The following is a 20,405-nucleotide window of genomic DNA, read 5'->3' as shown; positions in this document are numbered from 1 at the left end:
GTCCTATCCGGAGGCTGGGGCGAAGGCGGCGTCAAGAGCCAGATTGAGCAGCACAACGTTAATGCGCTCCTCGCCGATCAGCCCGAAGTCCGGCTTGTCGAGGTTCTGCGCCACGATGGCGCGGACGCGATCCGGGCTGACGCCCCGGGCCTTGGCCACGCGCTCCACCTGAAGCTCGGCATAAGCCGGGCTGATATGCGGATCGAGCCCGCTGGCGGACGTCGTAACGGCATCCGCCGGAACCGGACCTCCGCCCGGCTCTCGCAGGCTGGCAACATCGGCGGCAACTCGGTCGAGCAGCTTCTTGGACAACGGTCCAAGATTAGACCCCGACGAAGCTGCCGCATCGTAACCGGCCTGCCCCGCGGCCGACGGGCGACCATGAAAATAGCGCTCGGAGGCGAAGACCTGCCCGATCAGACGCGAGCCGGCTACCGTTCCGTCGCGAACGATCAGGCTACCGCCAGCTGAGGTCGGAAACGCGATGTTCGCAAGCCCCGTCATGGCGAGCGGATAGGCAAGCCCCGTGAGCACTGTAAAAATCGCGACGAGAACGAACGCGGGACGAAAATAAGAGGTCATGATTGGCACTCCTTAGGCGAGACCGAGGCCGGAGACGGCGAGGTCGACAACCTTGATGCCGATGAACGGCACGACGAGACCGCCGAGGCCATAGACCAGCAGATTTCTACGCAGAAGCTCACCCGCACCCATCGGACGATAGGCGATGCCTTTGAGTGCAAGCGGGATCAACGCGATGATGATCAACGCATTGAAGATGACCGCCGAGAGAATGGCGCTCTCGGGTGTCGCGAGCCCCATGATGTTCAAGGCTCCGAGCTCGGGGTACGTGGCAACGAACAGCGCCGGAATGATCGCGAAGTATTTGGCGACGTCGTTGGCGATCGAAAACGTCGTCAGCGAGCCGCGCGTCATCAGAAGTTGCTTGCCGATCTCGGTGATCTCGATGAGCTTCGTGGGATCGCTGTCGAGATCCACCATGTTGCCGGCTTCGCGTGCCGCCTGGGTACCGGTCTGCATCGCCACGCCGACATCGGCCTGCGCGAGCGCGGGCGCATCGTTGGTGCCGTCGCCGCACATCGCGATAAGGCGACCTCGCATCTGCTCGCCTTTGATGTAGGCGAGTTTATCCTGCGGGGTTGCTTCGGCGATGTAATCGTCAACGCCAGCTTCCGACGCGATTGCCGCCGCAGTCACCGGATTGTCGCCGGTCACCATCACCGTCTTGATGCCCATCTTCCGCAGCGAAGCAAAACGCGCCTTGATATCGGGCTTCACCACGTCCTTGAGATGGATGACGCCGATCAGGCGCGAACCGTCCGCCACCGCCAGCGGTGTGCCACCCGACCGGGCGATGGACTGCACGGTTTCCCGGAAAATTGGCGCAGCGCGCTCCAGCGTCTCACCCGCAAAAGCGAGGACCGCATCGACCGCACCCTTGCGGATACTGCGGCCGTTTATATCGATACCGGATATGCGCGTCTGCGCGGAGAACGGAATGGAGGTCGCCGCCGCTGTGCCGGCCGCAGGCGCGAAAAGACCGAACTCTCCACGGGCCAACGCCACGATCGAGCGGCCTTCCGGCGTCTCGTCCGAGAGAGAGGCAAGCAGCGCCGCTTCCGCCACGTCACGTTCCGTCGCGCCAGGCACAGGCACGAACGCAGTCGCGAGACGGTTGCCGTAGGTGATGGTGCCGGTCTTGTCGAGCAGCAGCGTGTCGACGTCGCCCGCTGCCTCGACCGCACGTCCCGATGTCGCCACCACGTTGAAACGCACGAGCCGGTCCATGCCTGCGATACCGATCGCCGAGAGCAGACCGCCGATGGTCGTCGGAATGAGCGTCACGAGCAGCGCGACCAGAACCGTCACCGACAGCACTGTGCCCGAATATCCGGCCAGCCCCCAGAGCGTCACGACCGCAATCAGGAGAATGAGCGTCAGGCCCGATAGCAGGATGGAAAGCGCGAGCTCGTTCGGCGTTTTCTGCCGCTCCGCACCTTCGACGAGCGCAATCATCCGGTCGAGGAACGACGAGCCGGGAGCCGCCGTCACGCGCACTTTGATCCAATCCGACAGCACGACGGTGCCGCCGGTCACCGCCGATCGATCGCCGCCCGACTCGCGAATGACGGGCGCCGACTCGCCGGTGATGGCGGATTCGTTCACCGACGCGATGCCCTCGGTCACCTCACCGTCGGCCGGGATCGTATCGCCGGCCTCGACCAGCACCACGTCACCTTCCGCGAGATCGTGCGCCGACCTCGGCTCCCACGGATCGTCTTTCGAGTCGTCCGCATGCAGCAGAAGCTTGGCCGTGGTGTCGCTGCGCGTACGGCGCAACGCATCCGCCTGCGCCTTGCCCCGCCCCTCCGCCACTGCTTCCGCGAAGTTGGCGAACAGCACCGTGAACCATAGCCACACCGCGATCTGGCCGGTGAAGGCGAGGTCGTCGGCGCCGAACGCGAGGTCGCGAACGAAGATCGCCGTCACGAGAGCCGCGACCACGCCAGTGACGAACATGACGGGATTGCGGATGAGTTTCTGCGGCGCGAGCTTCAACACCGCGTCGTATGCCGCTTGCCGGATAATCGACCTGTCCAGCAGCGCGAGCGTAGAGTGCTTGGTCATTTTAGTCTCCTTAGAAGGTCTTACCCGACAGCATCAGGAAGTGCTCGACGATGGGGCCGAGCGCGAGCGCCGGGAAATATTGCAATCCACCGAGGATCAGGATCACGCCGATCAGAAGCCCGACGAACAAGCCGCCGTGCGTCGGGAACGTGCCCGCCGACGCCGGCGCTTTTGTCTTGGCGGCGAGCGAGCCGGCGATAGCCATTACGGGAACGACGTAGGCGAAGCGGCCGAGCAGCATCGCAAACCCGAGCGTGGTGTTGTACCAGGGCGTATTTGCGCTGAGCCCTGCGAAGGCAGACCCGTTGTTACCCGCCGCCGACGAATAGGCGTAAAGGATCTCGGTCAGTCCGCGCGGGCCGCCGTTCGCGAGGCTCGCGAGCGCGACCGGCAACATCGCCGATACCGCCGTGAACCCCAGGATCGCGAACGGGAGGATCAGTAGTGCCAGCACCGCGAGCTTCATTTCGCGCGCCTCGACCTTCTTGCCGAGATACTCCGGCGTGCGGCCGACCATGAGCCCCGCGACGAACACCGACAGTAGCGCCATCACCAGCATGCCATAAAGGCCCGAGCCGACACCGCCCGGCAAAATCTCGCCGAGCTGCATCATGAACAGCGGAACGAGCCCGCCGAGCGGCGTTAGCGAACCATGCATCGCGTTAACGGCGCCGCACGAGAGGCCCGTCGTCGCAACGATGTAGAGTGCCGAAAGAGCTTGCCCGAAGCGAACTTCCTTGCCTTCGAGATTACCGGCCGAACCATCGACACCGGCGGCCACGAGCAGCGGATTACCCGCCGTTTCCGACGCATAGACGATGGCTGTGCCCGCTATCAGCAGCACCCACATGGCAGCCAGCAGCGCGTAGCCCTGGCGCCGGTCCGAAACCATGTGACCGAACGTGAACGTCAGCGCCGTCGGAATAAGCAGCATGCTCCAGATCGAGAGGATGTTGGACCACGCGTTGGGGTTCTCGAACGGATGCGCGGCGTTGACGTTGAAGAAGCCGCCACCGTTGGTGCCGAGTTGCTTGATCGCCTCCTGGCTCGCCACCGGCCCGAGCGCGATCGTCTGCTTCGCGCCTTCGAGCGTCGTGGCATCGACACTAGCCAACAGCGTCTGCGGCACGCCCGATGCCGCATAGGCGATCGCGACGACGACCGAGATTGGCAACAGCACGTAAAGCGTCGCCCGCGTGAGATCGACCCAGAAATTGCCGAGCGACTTGGCACCGCTTCGCGCAAACGCGCGCGACACGGCGACGGCGAGCGCAATGCCCGTCGCAGCCGAGACGAAATTCTGCACGGTAAGGCCCGCCATCTGCACAAGATGGCTCATCGTCGTTTCCCCGCCGTAGGACTGCCAGTTCGTATTGGTGACGAAGCTGACGGCGGTATTGAAGGCAAGATCGGGCGCAACGCCCGCGAAGCCTTGCGGATTGAGCGGCAGAGCGCCCTGAAGACGCAACAGGCCATAAAGAACGAGAAAGCCCACCGCGTTGAACGCCAGCATCGAAAGCGTATAGGAAATCCAGCTCTGCTCGGCATCGGCCTTCACGCCCGCCGCCGCATAGACCCGCCGCTCAACCGGCGAAAAAACAGCCCCAAGCACCGTGTGCTCGCCCGCGAACACGCGCGCCATGTAGGCGCCGAGCGGCCACGCAACGACGAGAACCGCGCCGAGCACCAGCGCGATCTCCAACCAACCCATCAAATTCATTGAACGGCCCCTCCAAGGCCTTCGGACCGCTGTCGCGGCGTCAGAACAAAAGCAGATGACGCGCGAGCGGCAGTTCGCTTCTCGCTAGAATTTCTCCGGACGAACCAGCGTGTAGACAAGATAGACGCCGAGCCCGATGGCGACGGCGAGACCGATGACGGGATCGCTCATGGACGCCTCACAGCCGGTTGCACGCCGCGGCATATCCGGCCATCAGGCCGAAACCGCCAAGGCCGAGCGCAAGGTAGAAAAGATCAAGCATGGTTCTGCTCCTGTTGTGTGATGAGCAGAATGGGGAGGCACGTATCAAATCTCGATTGGGAAAATCCGTCTCCCGCATAAGGGAAACATAAAGATGGGCGCGCGCCCCTCGCGGCAATGCCCCATTGGTGGACGCAACGACGAAAAAGGCCCCGGCATCTCTGCCAGGGCCATATCCTCCGCAACATATTCACGGAGAAGAGTATGACTTTGAAACCAAACGCTTCACTTGAAAATACACCGATCCACTAGTCGACCCTCGAACCAAATCATGAGGCCTGTCAGAAGCGTAAATTGCCGCCAAGCTTGCCGCCGACCCCAACCTGTCCTTCGGTTTCGAGATTGAACAGAAGCTTCGCGTCGATCTCCCAGCTCATGTTGTCCGAGAGAGCAAGTCCCGTCGTCAGCGCGCCGAAGAGGCCCTCGTTGTCGAGAGAGGCAGCACCGGCCGTGAAGCCAAGGCTCGGCTTGAGCACGAGGCCGCTCTCGAGCAGAACCTGCTTCTCCAGGTCGGCGCCGACACTGATCCGGAACTGCTCCGTCGTGAATCCGGGCAAGATCAGTTTATCGCCGTTGTCGTTGCCGACCGTGTAGTCGTCGACTTCCTCGCTGAGATAGACGGCCTTGAGCCGCGGCGTGATCGTAACGTCGTCGAGGTTCCATTGCCCCGCGATCTTGGCCGTCCACATCCAGCGGCTGGTATCGAACGACCCATCGAAGAACAACGTGTCGATGTCGTTCGAAGATCCGCCGTAAAGCAGGTTGGTATCGAAGAACACGCCTTCGCCGATCTCGAACGAGGCATAGGGGCCAGCCAGCCAACCCGTTCCGACCAGTTCGGCTTCCTGATCCGTCGGATCGGTCATCCGATCGACATGCAGCGAAACGCCGACCAGCGCGCGGGGAGACAAGAGGTAGTCGGCACCAACAGACACTAAGCCGAAGCTGCCCCAGTTGTCGTCGCTCTCATCACGGCGATGTGCCATCAGCGTGCCGTCCACCCAGACGTTGAACGGCTGCACGGCACCGCCGCCTTTACCGCCGTTCTTCGCCGCGCGCATCTCGGCGAGACTCGTCGAGACACCAAGGGTCACGCCGTCGCCGTTTGGTGAAACGCGCGTCTCACCCGCTTCGGTTGCTTTTGCCATACGGCGGCGCTCGATGAGCCCCGGCGTCTTGACGTTGGAGGCGATCAGGTTCTGCCGTGCCTGGACGAAGCCGTGAACACGCCGATCGATATCGGCGGCCGTGCCTTCAGGGTCGAACGCCACGTTGTAGGTCACGACACCCATATTCGAGGTGCCGAGCGCGCTGATCAGCTTGAAGCCGACCTTGGCCTGTCCCTTGAACCCGTGATTGGGCGTGAACTTGAGATAGAAACCAAACGGACCCGTCACGACAGTTTGCGCCAGCTCGCCGCGAATGATCTTGGCGGTGCCGGCATCCGCCGGCTCGACTGAGACCAGCTCGGAATCGTCGAATGGGCCGCCAGTCGCGCCGTTATTCAGGTATACGGAGGGCGGGGCCTCGCCGGCCGGCACGCTTTCTGTCTTGTCGGACACCGTGATGGCGCGCTCGATGACCTCCAGCGTGTACGCAGCCGATCCCTCGAAGCCGAGCGAATCCTCGACCGAGATCGTGAAGCTGTAGTTGCCTTCGCTGTTCGCCGCCAACGGCCCCGACAGCTCGCCGGTCGAAACGTTGAGGATCATGCCGGGTGGCAATGCACCTGCCGAGACCGAAAAGATCGGCGTATTGTCGGGGTTGGCGGTGGTTGTGATACCGCCCGTATAGGCCTCGCCGGCCATCGCCTGAGGCAGCGCACCGCTCGCGGGCGTGAAGAGCGTCGGCACGGCTTCGACGGTGATCGTGACGGTACCGGGCTGGGAGGATCCGTCGTCGTTGCTCGCGGTATACGTGAAGCTGTCCGAGCCTGTGTAGCCGACGCCCGGTGTGTAGGTGAGCGTCATTCCCGAGACGCTGGCCGTACCGTGGCTTGGCCCGCTGTCGATGGCGAGTGAGGTCGCGGTGCCGCCGGTGATGGTCGGCGTGAACGTGTTGCTCGAAGAGTTCTGCAGGACGGTCTCGTTCAGCGTACCCGCGATCAGCGGCGGCGCGCGGTTCGCGCTCACAGTGTAGGTCGTGGTGCTGGCATCCTCGGCCGTCACGACGATGGAAACACTGTTTGACCCGACACTAAGCGAAATCGACCCGGAGGCCTGTCCTGACGTGACGGTATTTCCATTCACCGTCACCGTCGCATGCGATTCGTTGACGGTCGGAGTGAACGTGACGGACGTTACGGGGTTGGCGACGGACAGGGTATAGCTGGTGGTGCCACCGGAAAATGCCGGTGACAGCGTGCCCTCGCTTGCAACGAGTGAGGACAGGCTGGCATCATTCGAGAGTCGTCGAACGGATATTTCGTAGCTTTTCGTCGTCGTGCCGTCGTAGGCCGTGACCAGAACTGTGATGGTATTGTTTCCGACGGCGAGGGCGATGTCTGATGACTGCGCGCCTGATGTCACGGCATGACCGTTGACCGTCACTGTCGCGTTGCTGTCTGCGAGTGTGGGCGTCACCCTCAAGGAGTCCACAGCATTTGCCACCGACGCCGAATAGCTGGTCGTGCTGCCGGAGAAGGTAGGAGACAGCGTTCCCTGGCTTAAACTAAGCGCCGAAAGATTTGGGTTGGGCGCCGGCGCACGGGTGACCGTCAAAGTATAGGTTTTTGTTGTTGTGCCATTCTCGGCAGTCACAACGGTGGTGATCGTGTTGGCGCCTTCGTTGAGCGAAAGCGAGCCAGAAGCAGCCCCGGAGTTCACCGTGTTACCGTTTACGGTCACCGTTGCGTTCGAATCCCACAGCGTCGGCGTGACGGTCATCGACGAGACGGAGTACGCGACGGACGCCGTGTAGCTTATGGTTCCCGACGAGAACGATGGGCTCAACGTGCCCCGACTGATGGAAAATCCGGACAAATTGGCGTTGTTCGAGGCAGCAGCGAGACATTGGACACGAACCGTCATTGTCCCGTTTGCGAGGTTTTTTACGTAAACAGATCCGGTGCCCGAAACCGTTGTCGTGCCAGTGCCGTTGAGCTGATACCCACTCAGCACTGGGCTGACAGCGCCATTTATGTCGAACTGATTCATCCCGCCATCCGTAGCGGTGATGGTGTAGGAAAGCCGTTCTCCGACGGTAAAGTTGGAATAGGATTTGTTATCGGTGCTGCCTGTGGCTGTTACACCGCTACCCCAGTAAGTGTTCACCGAGTTGCACGCCGTGGACGTAGCCGCCTGGGCCGAAGCGCTCAATTGAGCCATCGCAGCAATTGCGAACAACGCACCCCAAATAGCCTTCAGACTCCGCCCAATCATGTGCCCCCCGGCATCGCTCTCGGCTGCGCGTCGCGCGCACCGCAGACAAACTTCTCCCGTTTCCGCAAACACCTCTGTTCGCAGATCGGTCGGTTCTCAAAATCTGGAGTTTGTCCTCCGATACACCCGGAAGCAGCCGGCCACGCCCCCGCACAGGCCGGGCAAAAGCCCGGGAATCGGCCGAATCACGCATTTACAGCTATAAATACCTAGGATTGGTATTTTTAGCAGTCAACGTAAGTTTGGTTCCGGTACCAAACTTTTATCCGAGCATCGGCAGGACCGGGATAGGACAGTGATAAGCGTTCATTTACGGAGCCCACGACTTCCCGCCCCGAGGTGAGCGGGTACGCTTGCCCCGTGCGGCGACTTCAGGAATACATCCGCCATGGCTCCAACATCGCAACCGCCGGGCAAGCCCAACCGCATGGGGGCGGCTACCCGCACCAAGATTCTCGACGCGGCGATCGCCGTGCTCGCGGAGAAGGGCTTCTCCGGCTTCACACTGCAATCGGTTGCAGATAGCGCCGGCGTATTCTACGGCAACGTCACCCATCACTACGCCACGCGCGACAAGCTCGTGGAGGCGATGCTCGACGCCATCCTGGAGCGTTACCGTGCCCGTTTCGACGAGCTTGTGGCCTCGATAGAGGCCCACGAGGATGGTCCGATCCGCGCCTTGGTGACCTGGCTGGTGGACGACGCGGTCTCGCCCGAAACCGCGCCCCTTTTTCTCGAGCTGTGGGCCATGGCGACGCACAATCCGCACGTGGCGGCCGGACTTACCCAGCTTTACGATGGCGCCGTGGACGTGTGCATGAAGTCGCTCGGCGTCGAGCCCGATGCACCGAGCGCACGCGGCTTGCGCGACAGCCTCTATGTCCTCGGCGCGGTGATCGAAGGAACGTCGTCGATCTTTTCCAACCGCGATCGCGAGAACGGGATCTATGCAGGTTTCCGGCACCAGGCGATCGAGATGCTCGTTCCCCTGCTGGAGCAGAAGCTCGCGGAAGCAAAAGCCAACGGCCGTTGATACGGGCGAGCCCTCCGTTGTCGGGCATCGGCGCACGGAGTACGTTGGTGCAGTCATTCTGACCAACCGGCGCGCGTCTAACTCATGGCCCGAGCATGATCGTTCGCATATCGAAAGCCGCCCTGACGCTCTTCCTCGGTCTTTTCGGACTGCTGGTCGGCATCGACAACATCCTCGACTACGGAACGAACTTCGAGTTCGTCCGCCACGTCCTGTCGATGGACACGACCTTTCCCAACAACGCCCTCCTGTGGCGAGCGATCACGAGCGACTCCATCCATCACGTCGCCTATGCGCTGCTCATTGCCTCTGAAATCGGAGTGGGCCTGCTCTGCGTGGCCGGCGCATGGCGCCTTTTCGCGCGCCGTCTCGCGGCACCTGCCGAGTTCAATGCCGCCAAAGGCCTGGCGATTGCCGGTCTCGCAGCAGGTTTCGGGTTCTATTTCTTCGGCTTTCTCGTCATCGGCGGCGAATGGTTCCAGATGTGGCAATCACAGACCTGGAATGGGCAAGAGGCCGCGTTCCGCTTCGCCGCATCGTTCGGCATCGTTCTGATTTTCGTTGCATTGGAGGATGCGCCCCATGGCCATGACCACCGTCAGTGACATCGAAATTCCGTTTGCGCGGGCGCGCGCCGGCGCCAGCGTCGCCGTAGGACATGCCGGACAAGTTTATCTGCTCGAAGCCGCAACGGGTCGGAAGCTATGGACCCAGGCGCTCGCCACGCTGACGGGCGCTTCCGCCTGTGAGGGACAACCCGTCAGCGTCGCCATCTCCGACGAGATCGTACTTGCAGGGTGCATGGGCACTGTGTTCGCACTCAGCATCGAGGATGGCTCCCTGCTTTGGCGCATGGACGGGCGCACACGCGGCGCCGGAGAAACCAGCCTTGCCGTCGCCGCCTCGACCGGCGACTACGTATCCCGGCTTGGAAACTGAGAAAGCAGATGGCCCGCAACGCCCCCGCTCATGGCCCGGGCGTCATGACGTCCTCCCACTCCGGATGCCGCTTGTACTGAGCCAGCACATAAGGGCACAGCGGGATGATCTTGAAACCGTTGCTGCGCGCATCGTTGACCATGTATTCGACCAGCGCCCCCGCAGCACCCGTCCCGCGCAGGCTGTCCGGCGCACCGGTATGATCGGCGCTGATCAAAACGGGCGACCGTATGGAGAACACGAGCTCCGCTTCGCCCTCGGCGCCGTCCACCTTCGCGACATACCGCCCGCCTTTGAGCGACGTTTCTTTGCGCACGGAAATAGAAGTCATATCAGCCTCTTGCGTATAGCCTGGCACAAGCGCCAGATATAGGTACGCTCGCGTCTCGATTTCAGAGCAAGGATCGGAGTGCCGTCAAGTAGCAGCCGCTCTATCGTCCGGGGAATCGAGCGACGAGGACCAGATCGATGACAGAAACCCGCGAAAAACGCCTGCGTCCAACAGCTGCTGACAGCGACCAGCAGCTCTGGAAGGCCGTTGTCGCGCGCGACAAGACGCAGGACGGCATCTTCTACTATTCGGTCGCCAGCACCGGCGTCTACTGCCGCCCCTCCTGTTCGGCGCGCCTCGCCAACCGCGAGAATGTCCGCTTCCATACAACGTGCGAGGAAGCCGAGACCGCAGGCTTTCGTCCCTGCAAGCGCTGCAAGCCGAACGCGGCATCGCTCGACGAGACCCACGCCGCGATCGTCGCCGCGGCCTGCCGCTTGATCGAGCAGGCCGACGAGCTTCCCACACTTGCCGATCTCGCCGGAGCGAGCGGCTTGAGCCCCTTTCATTTTCATCGCGTCTTCAAGGCGAGTACGGGCGTGACGCCCAAGGCCTACGCCGTCGCCCACCGTCACGCGCGCGTCCGCCACAATCTCAAGCAAAGCGGCTCGGTGACCGAAGCCATTCACGAGTCCGGGTTCAATTCGAGCGGCCGCTTCTACGCCTGCTCCGACGAGGTTCTGGGAATGATCCCTTCCGATTTCCGCAAAGGCGGCAACAACGCCGAGTTGCGTTTCGCGATCGGCGAATGCTCGCTTGGCGCCATCCTCGTCGCCGCGAGCGAAAGGGGCGTCGCCGCGATCCTGCTCGGCAACGACCCGACAGATCTGGAACGCGACCTCAGGGATCAGTTTCCCAACGCCAAACTCGTCGGAGGCGACAAATCTTTCGCGGAAATCGTCGCCAAGGTCGTGAGCTTCGTGGAGGCCCCGGGCAAGGGATTGAACCTCCCGCTCGACGTACAGGGCACAGCGTTCCAGCATCGCGTGTGGCAAGCGCTGCAGCAGATCCCGCCTGGCACGACTGTGAGCTACTCCGAGCTCGCTGAGCGCATCGGGAAGCCAAGCGCGGTTCGCGCCGTGGCATCGGCGTGCGCAGCGAATACCATCGCCATTGCCATTCCCTGCCACCGTGTCGTACGCACGGACGGGTCACTCTCCGGCTATCGCTGGGGCGTCGAACGCAAGCGCGCGTTGCTCGACAAGGAAAGGAAATCGTGAGGCGAAGACGCCGTCACGGCATCGGCGTATAGTAAGCCATCACGCATCCCAAGCGCCCCGATGGGAGACCGGACGATGGAAGGCCTGCTCGCGGTCCTGACCTGGATTTCCACCCTCGGCGCCGCGCTGATCGCGGGCACGTTCTTCGCGTTCTCGACCTTCATCATGTCGGCGCTGGCCCGTCGGCCCATACCGGAAGGCATCGCCGCGATGCAGTCCATCAACGTCGTCGTCGTGCAATCGCCGTTCATCGCGGTTTTCGTCGGCACGGCGGCAACGTCGGCGTTTCTTGCGTTGATGGCGATCTTCAAAGTCGACGACCCGCGCGCGATCTGGTGGCTTGCAGGCGGCGCCCTGTACGTCGTCGGCACCTTCCTACTGACCATCCGGCGCAACGTGCCGTTGAACGACGCACTCGCGGCCTGCGACGCGGACCGGCCCGAAAGCGCCGTCATCTGGAAACGCTACCTGACCGAATGGACCTGGTGGAACCACGTCCGCACGGCAGCTTCGCTGGCGGCGACAGCGGCCTACATCCTCGCCCTCCGCTGACTCGCCGAACATAAGCCAAGCACCGCATTTTTCGGCGTTTGCACTGCGCTGTCAGCGCGTTGTCAGAATTCTCTTGGTATTGCCAGGATATCCCGCTTAATTGGGAAAAAGTCCTGGAGGGGATGATGCTGAGGGGAGCACCACGACAAGGCGGAATCGCCGCGTGTGCCATGGGCCTATTCGGCGGCCTGACGGTCCTGAGCGGCGGCCACGCCATCGCTGGACCCGCGATCGGGCAATTCGAGGTCAAAACCCTTGAATCTGAACCCGGTGAGATCGAGTTCCAAAGCCAGAACGCCTACTCGTTTGGAAACCCTCGCCGCAAAACCATCAGCAACGGCGGCGACCTCGAAGCCGACGACAACTCCATCGCCAAAGCCCGCAACGCGCTGGAGCTTGAGTTCGGCATCACCCCCAACCTCAAGACCCGGATCGGCATCGAATACGAGAAGGAGCGCCGTGAGGATCCAACAACACCGCATAGCGCCCAAGGCTACGACGATCTGAAACTGGACGAATACGCCGCCGAGGTGATCTGGATCGCCGTGCCGCGCAAAGGCGACGGCGTGGGGCTTGGCGTTGTCGTCGAGTATGAAATCCCCGCCGAAAGCGGTGGCGCACGCACGCTCGTTGCCGGCCCGATCTTCGAATGGGCGAGCGGCCCATGGCTGCTGAGCCTCAACCCGACCCTAGTCCAGTTCTTCGGCGGCGAGCGCAATGACGCCGGACAGAAAGACGAGAAAATCGATTTTGCCTACGCCAACCAGCTCAAATATCGCTGGTCGGAGCACATAGACCTTGCGCTTGAAGCTTACGGCACCATCGATCGTGTCTGCGGTCGCGGTGGCAAAAGCGAGGAGGCGGCTCTGTTCGGCGATTTCGACCAACATCGCTTAGGGCCGGTCGTCTACTGGAACTTCGAGCCCTCGTTCGGCATCTCTCGTGGAAGCGGCGAAGAGGACGAAAGCACCGAGGTCAGCCTCGGCGTCGGCGCCCTGTTCGGCCTCAACAGCAACACGCCTTCCACGACCTTGAAGCTCAGCATGGAAGTGACGTTCTGAGGCGGGCCTAAATCCTGAGTGCCGCCTTGGCCTCGGCGAACGCCCAATCGAGCCACGGCGTCAGCGCTTCGAGATCGCTGGCTTCGACTGTCGCGCCGGTCCAGATTCGAAGCCCCGCCGGCGCATCGCGATAGGAGCCGATATCGAACGCCGCGCCTTCAGCCTCGAGGCGCTGCGCGATCCCCTTCACGAAAGCGGCCTGTCCAGCCTCCGGAAGTGCCAGAACATCGGCATCGACGACCTTGAGACAGACAGACGTGTTAGAGCGCGTCTCGGGCACGAGCGCCAGGTTGCAGATCCAGGGGGTGCGGTCGATCCAATCGAACAGCACGCGCGCATTCGCGTTCGCCCGCGCCATCAGGCCCGAAAGCCCGCCCACGCCTTCCGCCCACGTCAGCGCATCGAGATAATCCTCGACGCACAGCATCGAAGGCGTGTTGATCGTCTCGCCCTCGAAGATCGCCGCGTCGAGCTTCCCCTTCTTGGTGAGGCGGAACAGCTTCGGCAGCGGCCACGCCGGCGTATAGCGTTCGAGCCTGGCAACGGCGCGCGGACTGAGAATGAGCATCCCATGCGCCCCTTCGCCGCCCAGCACCTTCTGCCACGAGTAGGTGACGACGTCCGCCTTCGACCAATCGATCGGCTGCGCGAAGATCGCGCTCGTCGCGTCGACCAGCGTTAGCCCCTCGCGGTCGTCGGGAATCCAGCGTCCATCCGGCACCCGCACGCCCGAAGTGGTGCCGTTCCAGGTGAACACCACGTCGCGCGAGAAATCGACTGCCGCGAGATTTGGCAACGCCCCATAGTCGGCTTCGAGCACGCGCACGTCGGCGATCTTGAGATGCTTCACGATATCCGTGACCCACCCCTTGCCGAAGCTCTCCCAGGCCAGCACGTCAATCCCGCGCTCGCCGAGCAGCGACCACATCGCAGCCTCGAACGCGCCGGTATCCGACCCCGGCAGGATCCCGACATGAAAGCCTTCTGGCAAGCCGAGCAACGCGCGCGTCTTGCTGATCGCGAGCTTGAGGCGCGCCTTGCCCTCCTTCGCACGGTGAGAGCGACCGAGAAACGCATCACCGAGCGCATCCGGGCTCCATCCCGGCCTCTTCGCGCACGGCCCCGACGAAAAGCGCGGATTGATCGGACGGCGGGCGGGCTTGGCAGGCGTTGTCATGTCGTTTCCGTCTTCGTGAATGGAGCGCTTGGCGAAATCAAAGTTCGAACGATACCACCTGCTGGATCGGCGGCAGCGCCTGAATCTCTGAAAGCGCCGTCTCCGACAAAGGAGCGGCGATGCTGATCAAGGCAATTGCCTGATCCGCCCCGCCGTTCGCGTCGATGCCGACGTGCATGCGCGAGATGTTGATACGCTCGCGCGCGAGAATACCACCGAGCGCCCCCACGACACCCGGCTGATCCGAATGGCGAGTGAACAGGAAATGCCCTTTCGGCACCGCTTCGACATCATAGGAATCGATGCGCACGAGCCGCGGCAACCGCCCGCCAAGCAGCGTACCCGCAACCGTCGTCGTCGATGTCTTCGTAACCGCGCTCACCTCGATCAACGAAACGTAGTCGCGTGCGTGCTCCGAGCGAGACTCTCGAACCTCGATGCCTTGCGCCCGCGCGAGATGGGCCGCGTTGACCCGGTTGACCGGCCCCGCGAGCCGCTTGTTCAAAAGCCCCACGAGCGCCTCCGCCGTGATCGGGCGCGCATCGAGCTCCGCCACGCTTCCGAACAGCCGCACCACCAATTCGCTGATCGGGCCATCAGTCAATGATCCGACCAGCCGCCCGAGCGCGAGGGCCAGCTCCTGGTAAGGCCGCGTACGGTTCAACTGCTCGCTCGAAATACGCGGCAGATTGACGGCCGCCTCCGCCGCACCGGTGGTGAGAAAGTGGACGAGATCCTCGGCGATTTGCACACTCACGGCCTGCTGTGCTTCTTCGGTGGAGGCTCCAAGATGCGGCGTCAAAACGACGTTGTCGAGACCAAGCAGCGGCGAGTCCTTCGGCGGTTCCTTGACATACACATCGAGCGCCGCACCGGCCAGGTGCCCACTCGTGAGCGCGGCGACCAACGCGTCCTCGTCGATGAGACCGCCACGCGCGCAATTGATGAGGCGCGCGCCCGGCTTCATCTTCGCGATGCGGGCCGCGTCGATCAGATTGCGCGTTTTGTCGATGAGCGGGCAATGCAGCGTGACATAGTCGGAACCCGCAATGAGCGCATCGAGCTCCTGCGGCTCCGCCGCAGATTGCGCCATGATCTCGGGCGACACGAACGGATCATGCGCCCACACGTGCATCTTCAGCCCCGCGCAGCGCACGGCCACCAGACGGCCGATGGTTCCAAAGCCGATGATGCCGACAGTTTTTCCGGCAAGCTCGGAGCCCACATACCGGGTCGGCTGCCACGCGCCGCTGCGCACCGAGCGGTCTGCCTGCGGCAGATGGCGGCTGAGCGAGAGCAGATGCGCGATCGTCAGTTCGGCCGTCGTCGTCGCGTTGGCATCCGGCGTATTGAACACCACGATCCCGCGCTCAGTCGCGGCCGGAACATCGATGTTGTCGACACCAATTCCGGCGCGCCCGATCGCTTTGAGCGAACGCGCCGCCGCGATGACGGGCGCCGTGACCCGCGTCTTCGAACGCACGATGAGGCCGTCGTAAACGCCGATGCACGCGATCAGGCCCGCTTCATCGAGCCCGGTTTTGACATCGACCGCGAGAGCGCCGTTGCTCTCGAGCAGCTTGCGCCCGTCATCGTGGATAGGATCGGCGACGAGCACGCGAAATCTCTCGGTCATTCCTTTTGGCCTCGTTTCAGGAAATGAAAAAAATACAATCGCAGACGATGGAAACCGCGGCGCTAGGTTTGGCTGTCTAGCGCGCCGAGAGCAACATTAAATGAGCCATTCTAGACCAAAGCATCGAGTGTCGATCCATCGTGACGATGTTCCGCGAAAAGGAACCGATCGGCCGGCACGATGTTGACCAAAAGTCGAACGGTCCGGCAATTCGGAAGCATTCGTTCACAAAAGATAATGGAGTTGAAAACGACAAGGAGAACGCACGAGGAGAGTACAATGCCGCGAGGAGAGAAAAGCAAATACACCGCCAAGCAGGAACGCAAGGCAGATCACATCGCCGAAGGCTACGAGAAGCGAGGTGTCGGAACGAAGGAAGCCGAACGTCGCGCTTGGGCGACCGTCAACAAGGATGACGGAGGCGGCAAGGCACCAGGCGGATCCGGCCGCGGCCGTTCAACCGGAAATCCTGCAGCACACAAGGGCGGCAAGATCGGCGGCCGGGCATCGGCGTCACGCCCAGCTTCAGCGCGCTCCGCCTCCGCAAAGAAGGCCGCCGCCACACGCAAGCGCCGCGCCTGAATAATCTTTGAAGCAGAGTGAAGAGAGGCAAGAAAGTGAAACTCCGGCGGCAAACGACCGCCGGAGAGTTTGATGCGTTATCAGCTGCACGATCAGTCGTCGTAGCCCTTGAGCAATTCGCCGGTCGCCGGGTGAACATGCGCTTCCACGCGCACGCCCGCTGCCGTGGTGCCTTCGAATTCGTAGGCCCCATCGTCGGCCTCGATCTCGTGAACCTTGTAACCCTGCGCCTCGATCTTCTGGATCACGTCGGGAACCGAGAGCCACTGGTCGCGCGGCACATTGAGCCGGCCGACATAATCGTCGCCTGCAAAAGCCGGGGCAACGAACGCAAACGAAAGGACTGAGGCAGCCAAGATCTTCTTCATGGGATCATCTCCGGATATGTTGTAGATGACCGGACGCGAGTTCGCCCGGGATGAGCCTTTCTTGCCCCAAGCCCCCTGATCGCTCGCTGATGGCACCCGTCAGCGGATTGTCAGCGAAAAAAGTGCACCCATTCGAAGATGATGAAGCGACCCTCGACATATCTGGCCGTGACCTTCGCCGCGCTCGCGGGCTTGTTGGCCGCAACGGCCTCTTTTGCCGACGACGACGCACGCGATCAGGCCTTCGCCCGCAAAGCCCTGCAGGAAGGGCGCATAAAGTCCCTGGCCGAGATCACCGAGAAGGTGAAGCCGAAGCTGCCCGGCAACATCCTCGCGGTCGAGATCGACGTGGAGGATGACGGCCGCATCGTCTATGAGTTCGACGTCATCGACACGTCGGGCAAGCTCATGGAGGTCGACGTCGATGCCGCAACCGGCGAGATCCTGAGCATAGAGGACGACGACTGATGCGCATTCTCGTCGTCGAGGATGAGCCTGCTATCGCGGCCGCCATTACGGCCGCGCTTACGGCATCCGGCTATCAGACCAGCACCGCGGTGGACGGCGAGGACGCCTGGTTCGCGGGTGACACCGAGGATTTCGATCTCGTGATCCTCGATCTCGGCCTGCCGAAAATGGACGGCCTCGCGGTTCTGAAGCGGTGGCGCTCCGCCGGGCGCCAGATGCCGGTTTTGATCCTCACGGCCCGTGGAGCCTGGCCCGAACGTGTCGAAGGCATTGACGCCGGCGCCGACGATTATCTCGCCAAGCCATTCCAAATCGAGGAGTTGATGGCACGCGTCCGCGCGCTGATCCGCCGCTCCGCCGGTCACGGCTCTCCAGTCATCGAAGCCGGCCCCATCTCGATCGACACGCGCCAGATGCGCGTCATGGTCAATGGAGCCAACGTCGCTATTTCTCCGCTCGAGTATCGTCTCGTTGCCTATCTGCTTCATCACAAAGGCCGCGTCGTATCGCCCGGCGAATTGATCGAGCATCTTTACGGCGACGACGACGCCCGCGACGCCAATGCGCTCGAGGCCGTCGTCACGCGTCTGCGCAAGAAGCTCGGCGCCGACGTGATCCAGACGCGCCGCGGCTTCGGCTACACGGTGGCAGAAGGTTCCGAATGACACTCGGCTCCCTCCGCCTTCGGCTTCTGCTCGCGGGCATTGTCTCCACGATCGTCGCCCTTGCCATCGCCGCCTACGGCTTGACCCTGCTGTTCGAACGGCACGTCGAGCGGCGCATCGATGCGGAGTTGAGCGTCTACCTGAACCAGCTCACCGCGCATCTCGAGCCCTCCGGCAACGACACGATCGCGCTCTCCGCCCAGCCCGCGGATCCGCGCTTCGAAGTGCCGTTGTCGGGCCTCTACTGGCAGATCATCCACGAGCAGAAGGGGACCGTGCTTCGCTCGCGCTCGCTGTGGGATGCCGATCTGGCTCTTCCAGCCGAGAGCACCGTCGACGATCAGATCCATCACCATCGCATACCCGGCCCCGCCAACACCGAGCTTTACCTGCTGCAGCGGCGCGTCGAGCTCCCCGCGCGCATCGGCGGCGGAACTGCCCGCATCGCAGTGGCTTGGAACACCGCCGAGATCGCCAACGCGGTGCGCGAATTCGCGTTCGATCTGACGCCGCTCCTTGCCCTCATCGGAGTGTTGCTCACCGCAGCCGCCTGGGTCCAGGTCACCATCGGGCTGAAGCCCCTCTCCACCATTCGCACGCGCTTGGCTGCCATCAGATCCGGCAAGAGCAGCACACTCGGATCGAGCTTTCCGGACGAGGTCCGCCCCCTGGCGCAGGAGATCGACGATCTCATCGCAGCCCGAGACGCAGAGCTGGCGCGCGCCAAAACCCGCGCCGGCGATCTCGCTCACGGCATCAGAACGCCGTTGCAAGTGCTGCAATCAGAGATCGAGAAGCTTGCCAAGGAAGGCCACACCACGCTCGCCCTCAATCTCTCGACGGTGACGCGCACCATGCAGCGAACCGTGGAACGTGAGCTGGCCCGCGTACGCCTTTCCTCCCCGCTGCGCGATGCGAAGGCGAACATCTTGTCTGCCGTCGAGCAGGTGGTCCGGGTGGTGCAGCGAACGCCGGACGGCGAACGGCTGGATTGGATCGTCGAAGTGCCGGCCGATTTCGCCGCCCCCATCGACCCTGACGATCTTTCGGAAGCGCTCGGCAACCTCATCGAGAATGCGGCTCGCCACGCGCGTCACGCCATCACCATCACCGCCGCACAGAGCGGCGCATCTGTTTCGCTGTCCATATCGGACGACGGCCCAGGCATCCCCGAGGCCCGCCTTGCCGAAGCCCTGCGCCGCGGCGGACGCCTCGACGAGCGCGGCTCAGGCGCCGGGCTTGGCCTCGCCATCGTGACGGACGTCGTCGAATCCTGGGGCGGAACGCTTGCTCTAACCAATGCAAACCCTGGCCTCACCGCGACCCTGACCTTCGACGGCAGCCGTTCGAAAACGCCGCCGCGCGGCTGACAATTGCCTGACATCGCCCATCAGGGGCCTGTCAGCGCCCACAGGTCAAAGTGGCCCTCGTCGAAAACGCCGTGGGCGACCCGATCGCCCGATCCACGCCTCACGGCTCCATTTCATTTCACAAAACAGAAGAGAGATCGATCAATGCAGAAAGCCCTTTTCGCCCTCGGCCTGTCCGCCGTCGCAGCCGTATCGTTTGCAGGCCTCGCCGCAGCCGATGATCGCCCCGCCACGTCGGCCGAGCGCGCGAACGTCGGCGCCGTTCTGAAGGCAGCCGGATACGCATCCTGGGGCAAGATCGAATACGATCGCGACGATCGGAAGTTCGAGGTCGACAACGCCCGCCACGCCAACGGCCGCGTATACGACATCGACATCCGCGGCGGCCGCATCATCAAGCGCGAACTCGACTAGACCTCTCTCACACTGGCGCCGAACCAAGATTTGGTGTGACTAGAAAAGCGGGCCGATCCGGCAGGATCGCCCGTTTTTTTTCTGGATAAGAAAGAAAACGCGAAAGCGTCACGTGCACTGCTTCTTCACGAGAAGCTCGTTCAGGGCTTCGCTTTCGGCGGTCGCGCGTTGAAAATCCGCCGTAGCCTTGAGCCCGTCGCCAGGGCCACCGAACATGCGCCCGAGAGCGGACCCAACCGTCGAAGGCTCACTGCTCTCCTCGAGGGCGGCACGCGCCGGCAAGGCTTTGATCTGGCCGCTCAGAAGATCGAGCCGGTCCTTGATCTGCCGGCAGGGCAGCTTTTCCTCTTCGGCACTGACCACATAAGTGCCGTTGGACAAATAACCGGCACGTGGAACGCCGGCCATGTCCTGCATCGACGCGCAGCCGCCGAGCGCCGCAAACGCCGCGCAAACGACTGGCCCTCGCCACCCCCTGCAAACATCCGACAGCATCGAGCCCAAACCCCAAGCCGGCACGAGCGATATAGATTACAAACGACTGGAAAACTATTTGAACCGCCACGCGTGCGCAACCGG

General features: G+C 62.8%; 21 protein-coding genes. 11 read left to right on the top strand and 10 right to left on the bottom strand.

Features of this window, described 5'->3' with window-relative positions; translation table 11 throughout:
* Window positions 1–3 precede the first annotated feature (3 nt).
* From kdpC to RCO24_RS08255, 5 genes are all read right to left on the bottom strand, one after another.
* On the bottom strand, window positions 4–582 hold the full coding sequence (gene kdpC, locus RCO24_RS08275) for a potassium-transporting ATPase subunit KdpC (protein WP_308961366.1): 579 nt from the start codon (window positions 580–582) through the stop codon (window positions 4–6).
* 12 nt (window positions 583–594) lie between these two features.
* Window positions 595–2,649 (bottom strand): potassium-transporting ATPase subunit KdpB, encoded by a 2,055-nt coding sequence (gene kdpB, locus RCO24_RS08270; protein ID WP_308961365.1) that lies wholly within the window; start codon window positions 2,647–2,649, stop codon window positions 595–597.
* 10 nt (window positions 2,650–2,659) lie between these two features.
* Entirely contained in the window at window positions 2,660–4,369 is a 1,710-nt protein-coding gene (gene kdpA / locus RCO24_RS08265; RefSeq protein ID WP_308961364.1) for a potassium-transporting ATPase subunit KdpA, read from the bottom strand.
* A gap of 84 nt (window positions 4,370–4,453) precedes the next feature.
* The gene (gene kdpF, locus RCO24_RS08260) at window positions 4,454–4,573 is read right to left on the bottom strand and encodes a K(+)-transporting ATPase subunit F (protein WP_308961363.1); all 120 of its coding nucleotides are present in this window, start codon (window positions 4,571–4,573) and stop codon (window positions 4,454–4,456) included.
* A gap of 338 nt (window positions 4,574–4,911) precedes the next feature.
* Entirely contained in the window at window positions 4,912–7,785 is a 2,874-nt protein-coding gene (locus RCO24_RS08255) for a cadherin-like beta sandwich domain-containing protein (RefSeq protein ID WP_308961361.1), read from the bottom strand.
* Between the two features lie 613 nt (window positions 7,786–8,398).
* On the opposite strand from RCO24_RS08255, the gene RCO24_RS08250 reads away from it, so the two are divergent.
* The 3 genes from RCO24_RS08250 (at window position 8,399) to RCO24_RS08240 (ending at window position 9,982) form a co-directional block, all read left to right on the top strand.
* Window positions 8,399–9,043: a TetR/AcrR family transcriptional regulator gene (locus tag RCO24_RS08250; protein ID WP_308961360.1), complete on the top strand. Its 645-nt coding sequence runs from the start codon at window positions 8,399–8,401 to the stop codon at window positions 9,041–9,043.
* A gap of 95 nt (window positions 9,044–9,138) precedes the next feature.
* Entirely contained in the window at window positions 9,139–9,648 is a 510-nt protein-coding gene (locus RCO24_RS08245; protein WP_308961359.1) for a DUF2165 domain-containing protein, read from the top strand.
* Window positions 9,626–9,982: a PQQ-binding-like beta-propeller repeat protein gene (locus RCO24_RS08240; protein WP_308961358.1), complete on the top strand. Its 357-nt coding sequence runs from the start codon at window positions 9,626–9,628 to the stop codon at window positions 9,980–9,982. Before RCO24_RS08245 ends, RCO24_RS08240 begins: the two co-directional genes overlap by 23 nt.
* Before the next feature lie 28 nt (window positions 9,983–10,010).
* Here the strand turns inward: RCO24_RS08240 and RCO24_RS08235 are convergent, their stop codons facing one another.
* On the bottom strand, window positions 10,011–10,313 hold the full coding sequence (locus RCO24_RS08235; RefSeq protein WP_308961357.1) for a GNAT family N-acetyltransferase: 303 nt from the start codon (window positions 10,311–10,313) through the stop codon (window positions 10,011–10,013).
* Between the two features lie 137 nt (window positions 10,314–10,450).
* Between RCO24_RS08235 and ada the strand changes: the two genes are divergently transcribed.
* From ada to RCO24_RS08220, 3 genes are all read left to right on the top strand, one after another.
* Window positions 10,451–11,533, top strand: a complete 1,083-nt coding sequence (ada, locus tag RCO24_RS08230) for a bifunctional DNA-binding transcriptional regulator/O6-methylguanine-DNA methyltransferase Ada (protein ID WP_308961356.1) — start codon at window positions 10,451–10,453, stop codon at window positions 11,531–11,533.
* Window positions 11,534–11,608: 75 nt separating this feature from the next.
* On the top strand, window positions 11,609–12,085 hold the full coding sequence (locus RCO24_RS08225) for an anthrone oxygenase family protein (RefSeq protein ID WP_308961355.1): 477 nt from the start codon (window positions 11,609–11,611) through the stop codon (window positions 12,083–12,085).
* Window positions 12,086–12,255: 170 nt separating this feature from the next.
* A complete protein-coding gene (locus RCO24_RS08220) occupies window positions 12,256–13,146 on the top strand; it encodes a hypothetical protein (protein WP_308961354.1) in 891 nt (296 codons plus the stop codon).
* A gap of 7 nt (window positions 13,147–13,153) precedes the next feature.
* Here RCO24_RS08220 and RCO24_RS08215 read toward each other — a convergent pair whose 3' ends face one another.
* On the bottom strand, window positions 13,154–14,323 hold the full coding sequence (locus RCO24_RS08215) for a phosphoserine transaminase (RefSeq protein WP_308961353.1): 1,170 nt from the start codon (window positions 14,321–14,323) through the stop codon (window positions 13,154–13,156).
* Window positions 14,324–14,360: 37 nt separating this feature from the next.
* Window positions 14,361–15,959 carry a phosphoglycerate dehydrogenase gene (gene serA / locus RCO24_RS08210; protein ID WP_308961352.1) on the bottom strand — a complete coding sequence of 533 codons (1,599 nt, stop codon included), beginning with the start codon at window positions 15,957–15,959 and terminating at the stop codon, window positions 14,361–14,363.
* A 279-nt stretch (window positions 15,960–16,238) separates the two neighbouring features.
* Between serA and RCO24_RS08205 the strand changes: the two genes are divergently transcribed.
* On the top strand, window positions 16,239–16,541 hold the full coding sequence (locus RCO24_RS08205) for a plasmid stabilization protein (RefSeq protein ID WP_308961351.1): 303 nt from the start codon (window positions 16,239–16,241) through the stop codon (window positions 16,539–16,541).
* 92 nt (window positions 16,542–16,633) lie between these two features.
* Here RCO24_RS08205 and RCO24_RS08200 read toward each other — a convergent pair whose 3' ends face one another.
* Window positions 16,634–16,909: a PepSY domain-containing protein gene (locus RCO24_RS08200; protein WP_308961350.1), complete on the bottom strand. Its 276-nt coding sequence runs from the start codon at window positions 16,907–16,909 to the stop codon at window positions 16,634–16,636.
* 138 nt (window positions 16,910–17,047) lie between these two features.
* On the opposite strand from RCO24_RS08200, the gene RCO24_RS08195 reads away from it, so the two are divergent.
* From RCO24_RS08195 to RCO24_RS08180, 4 genes are all read left to right on the top strand, one after another.
* Window positions 17,048–17,377 carry a PepSY domain-containing protein gene (locus RCO24_RS08195; RefSeq protein WP_308961349.1) on the top strand — a complete coding sequence of 110 codons (330 nt, stop codon included), beginning with the start codon at window positions 17,048–17,050 and terminating at the stop codon, window positions 17,375–17,377.
* A complete protein-coding gene (locus RCO24_RS08190) occupies window positions 17,377–18,042 on the top strand; it encodes a response regulator transcription factor (RefSeq protein ID WP_308961348.1) in 666 nt (221 codons plus the stop codon). The genes RCO24_RS08195 and RCO24_RS08190 overlap by 1 nt, the downstream gene beginning before the upstream one ends.
* On the top strand, window positions 18,039–19,412 hold the full coding sequence (locus RCO24_RS08185) for a HAMP domain-containing sensor histidine kinase (RefSeq protein ID WP_308961347.1): 1,374 nt from the start codon (window positions 18,039–18,041) through the stop codon (window positions 19,410–19,412). Before RCO24_RS08190 ends, RCO24_RS08185 begins: the two co-directional genes overlap by 4 nt.
* 144 nt (window positions 19,413–19,556) lie before the next feature.
* Window positions 19,557–19,826 carry a PepSY domain-containing protein gene (locus tag RCO24_RS08180; protein WP_308961346.1) on the top strand — a complete coding sequence of 90 codons (270 nt, stop codon included), beginning with the start codon at window positions 19,557–19,559 and terminating at the stop codon, window positions 19,824–19,826.
* A gap of 108 nt (window positions 19,827–19,934) precedes the next feature.
* Here RCO24_RS08180 and RCO24_RS08175 read toward each other — a convergent pair whose 3' ends face one another.
* The gene (locus tag RCO24_RS08175) at window positions 19,935–20,234 is read right to left on the bottom strand and encodes a hypothetical protein (RefSeq protein WP_308961345.1); all 300 of its coding nucleotides are present in this window, start codon (window positions 20,232–20,234) and stop codon (window positions 19,935–19,937) included.
* Between the last annotated feature and the right edge of the window lie 171 nt (window positions 20,235–20,405).

This window comes from Hyphomicrobium sp. LHD-15 (genome assembly GCF_031157355.1).
Lineage (GTDB): Bacteria > Pseudomonadota > Alphaproteobacteria > Rhizobiales > Hyphomicrobiaceae > Hyphomicrobium_C.
Note: the sequence above shows the minus strand (reverse complement) of the source record. Positions and strands in the feature narration are given on the sequence as shown.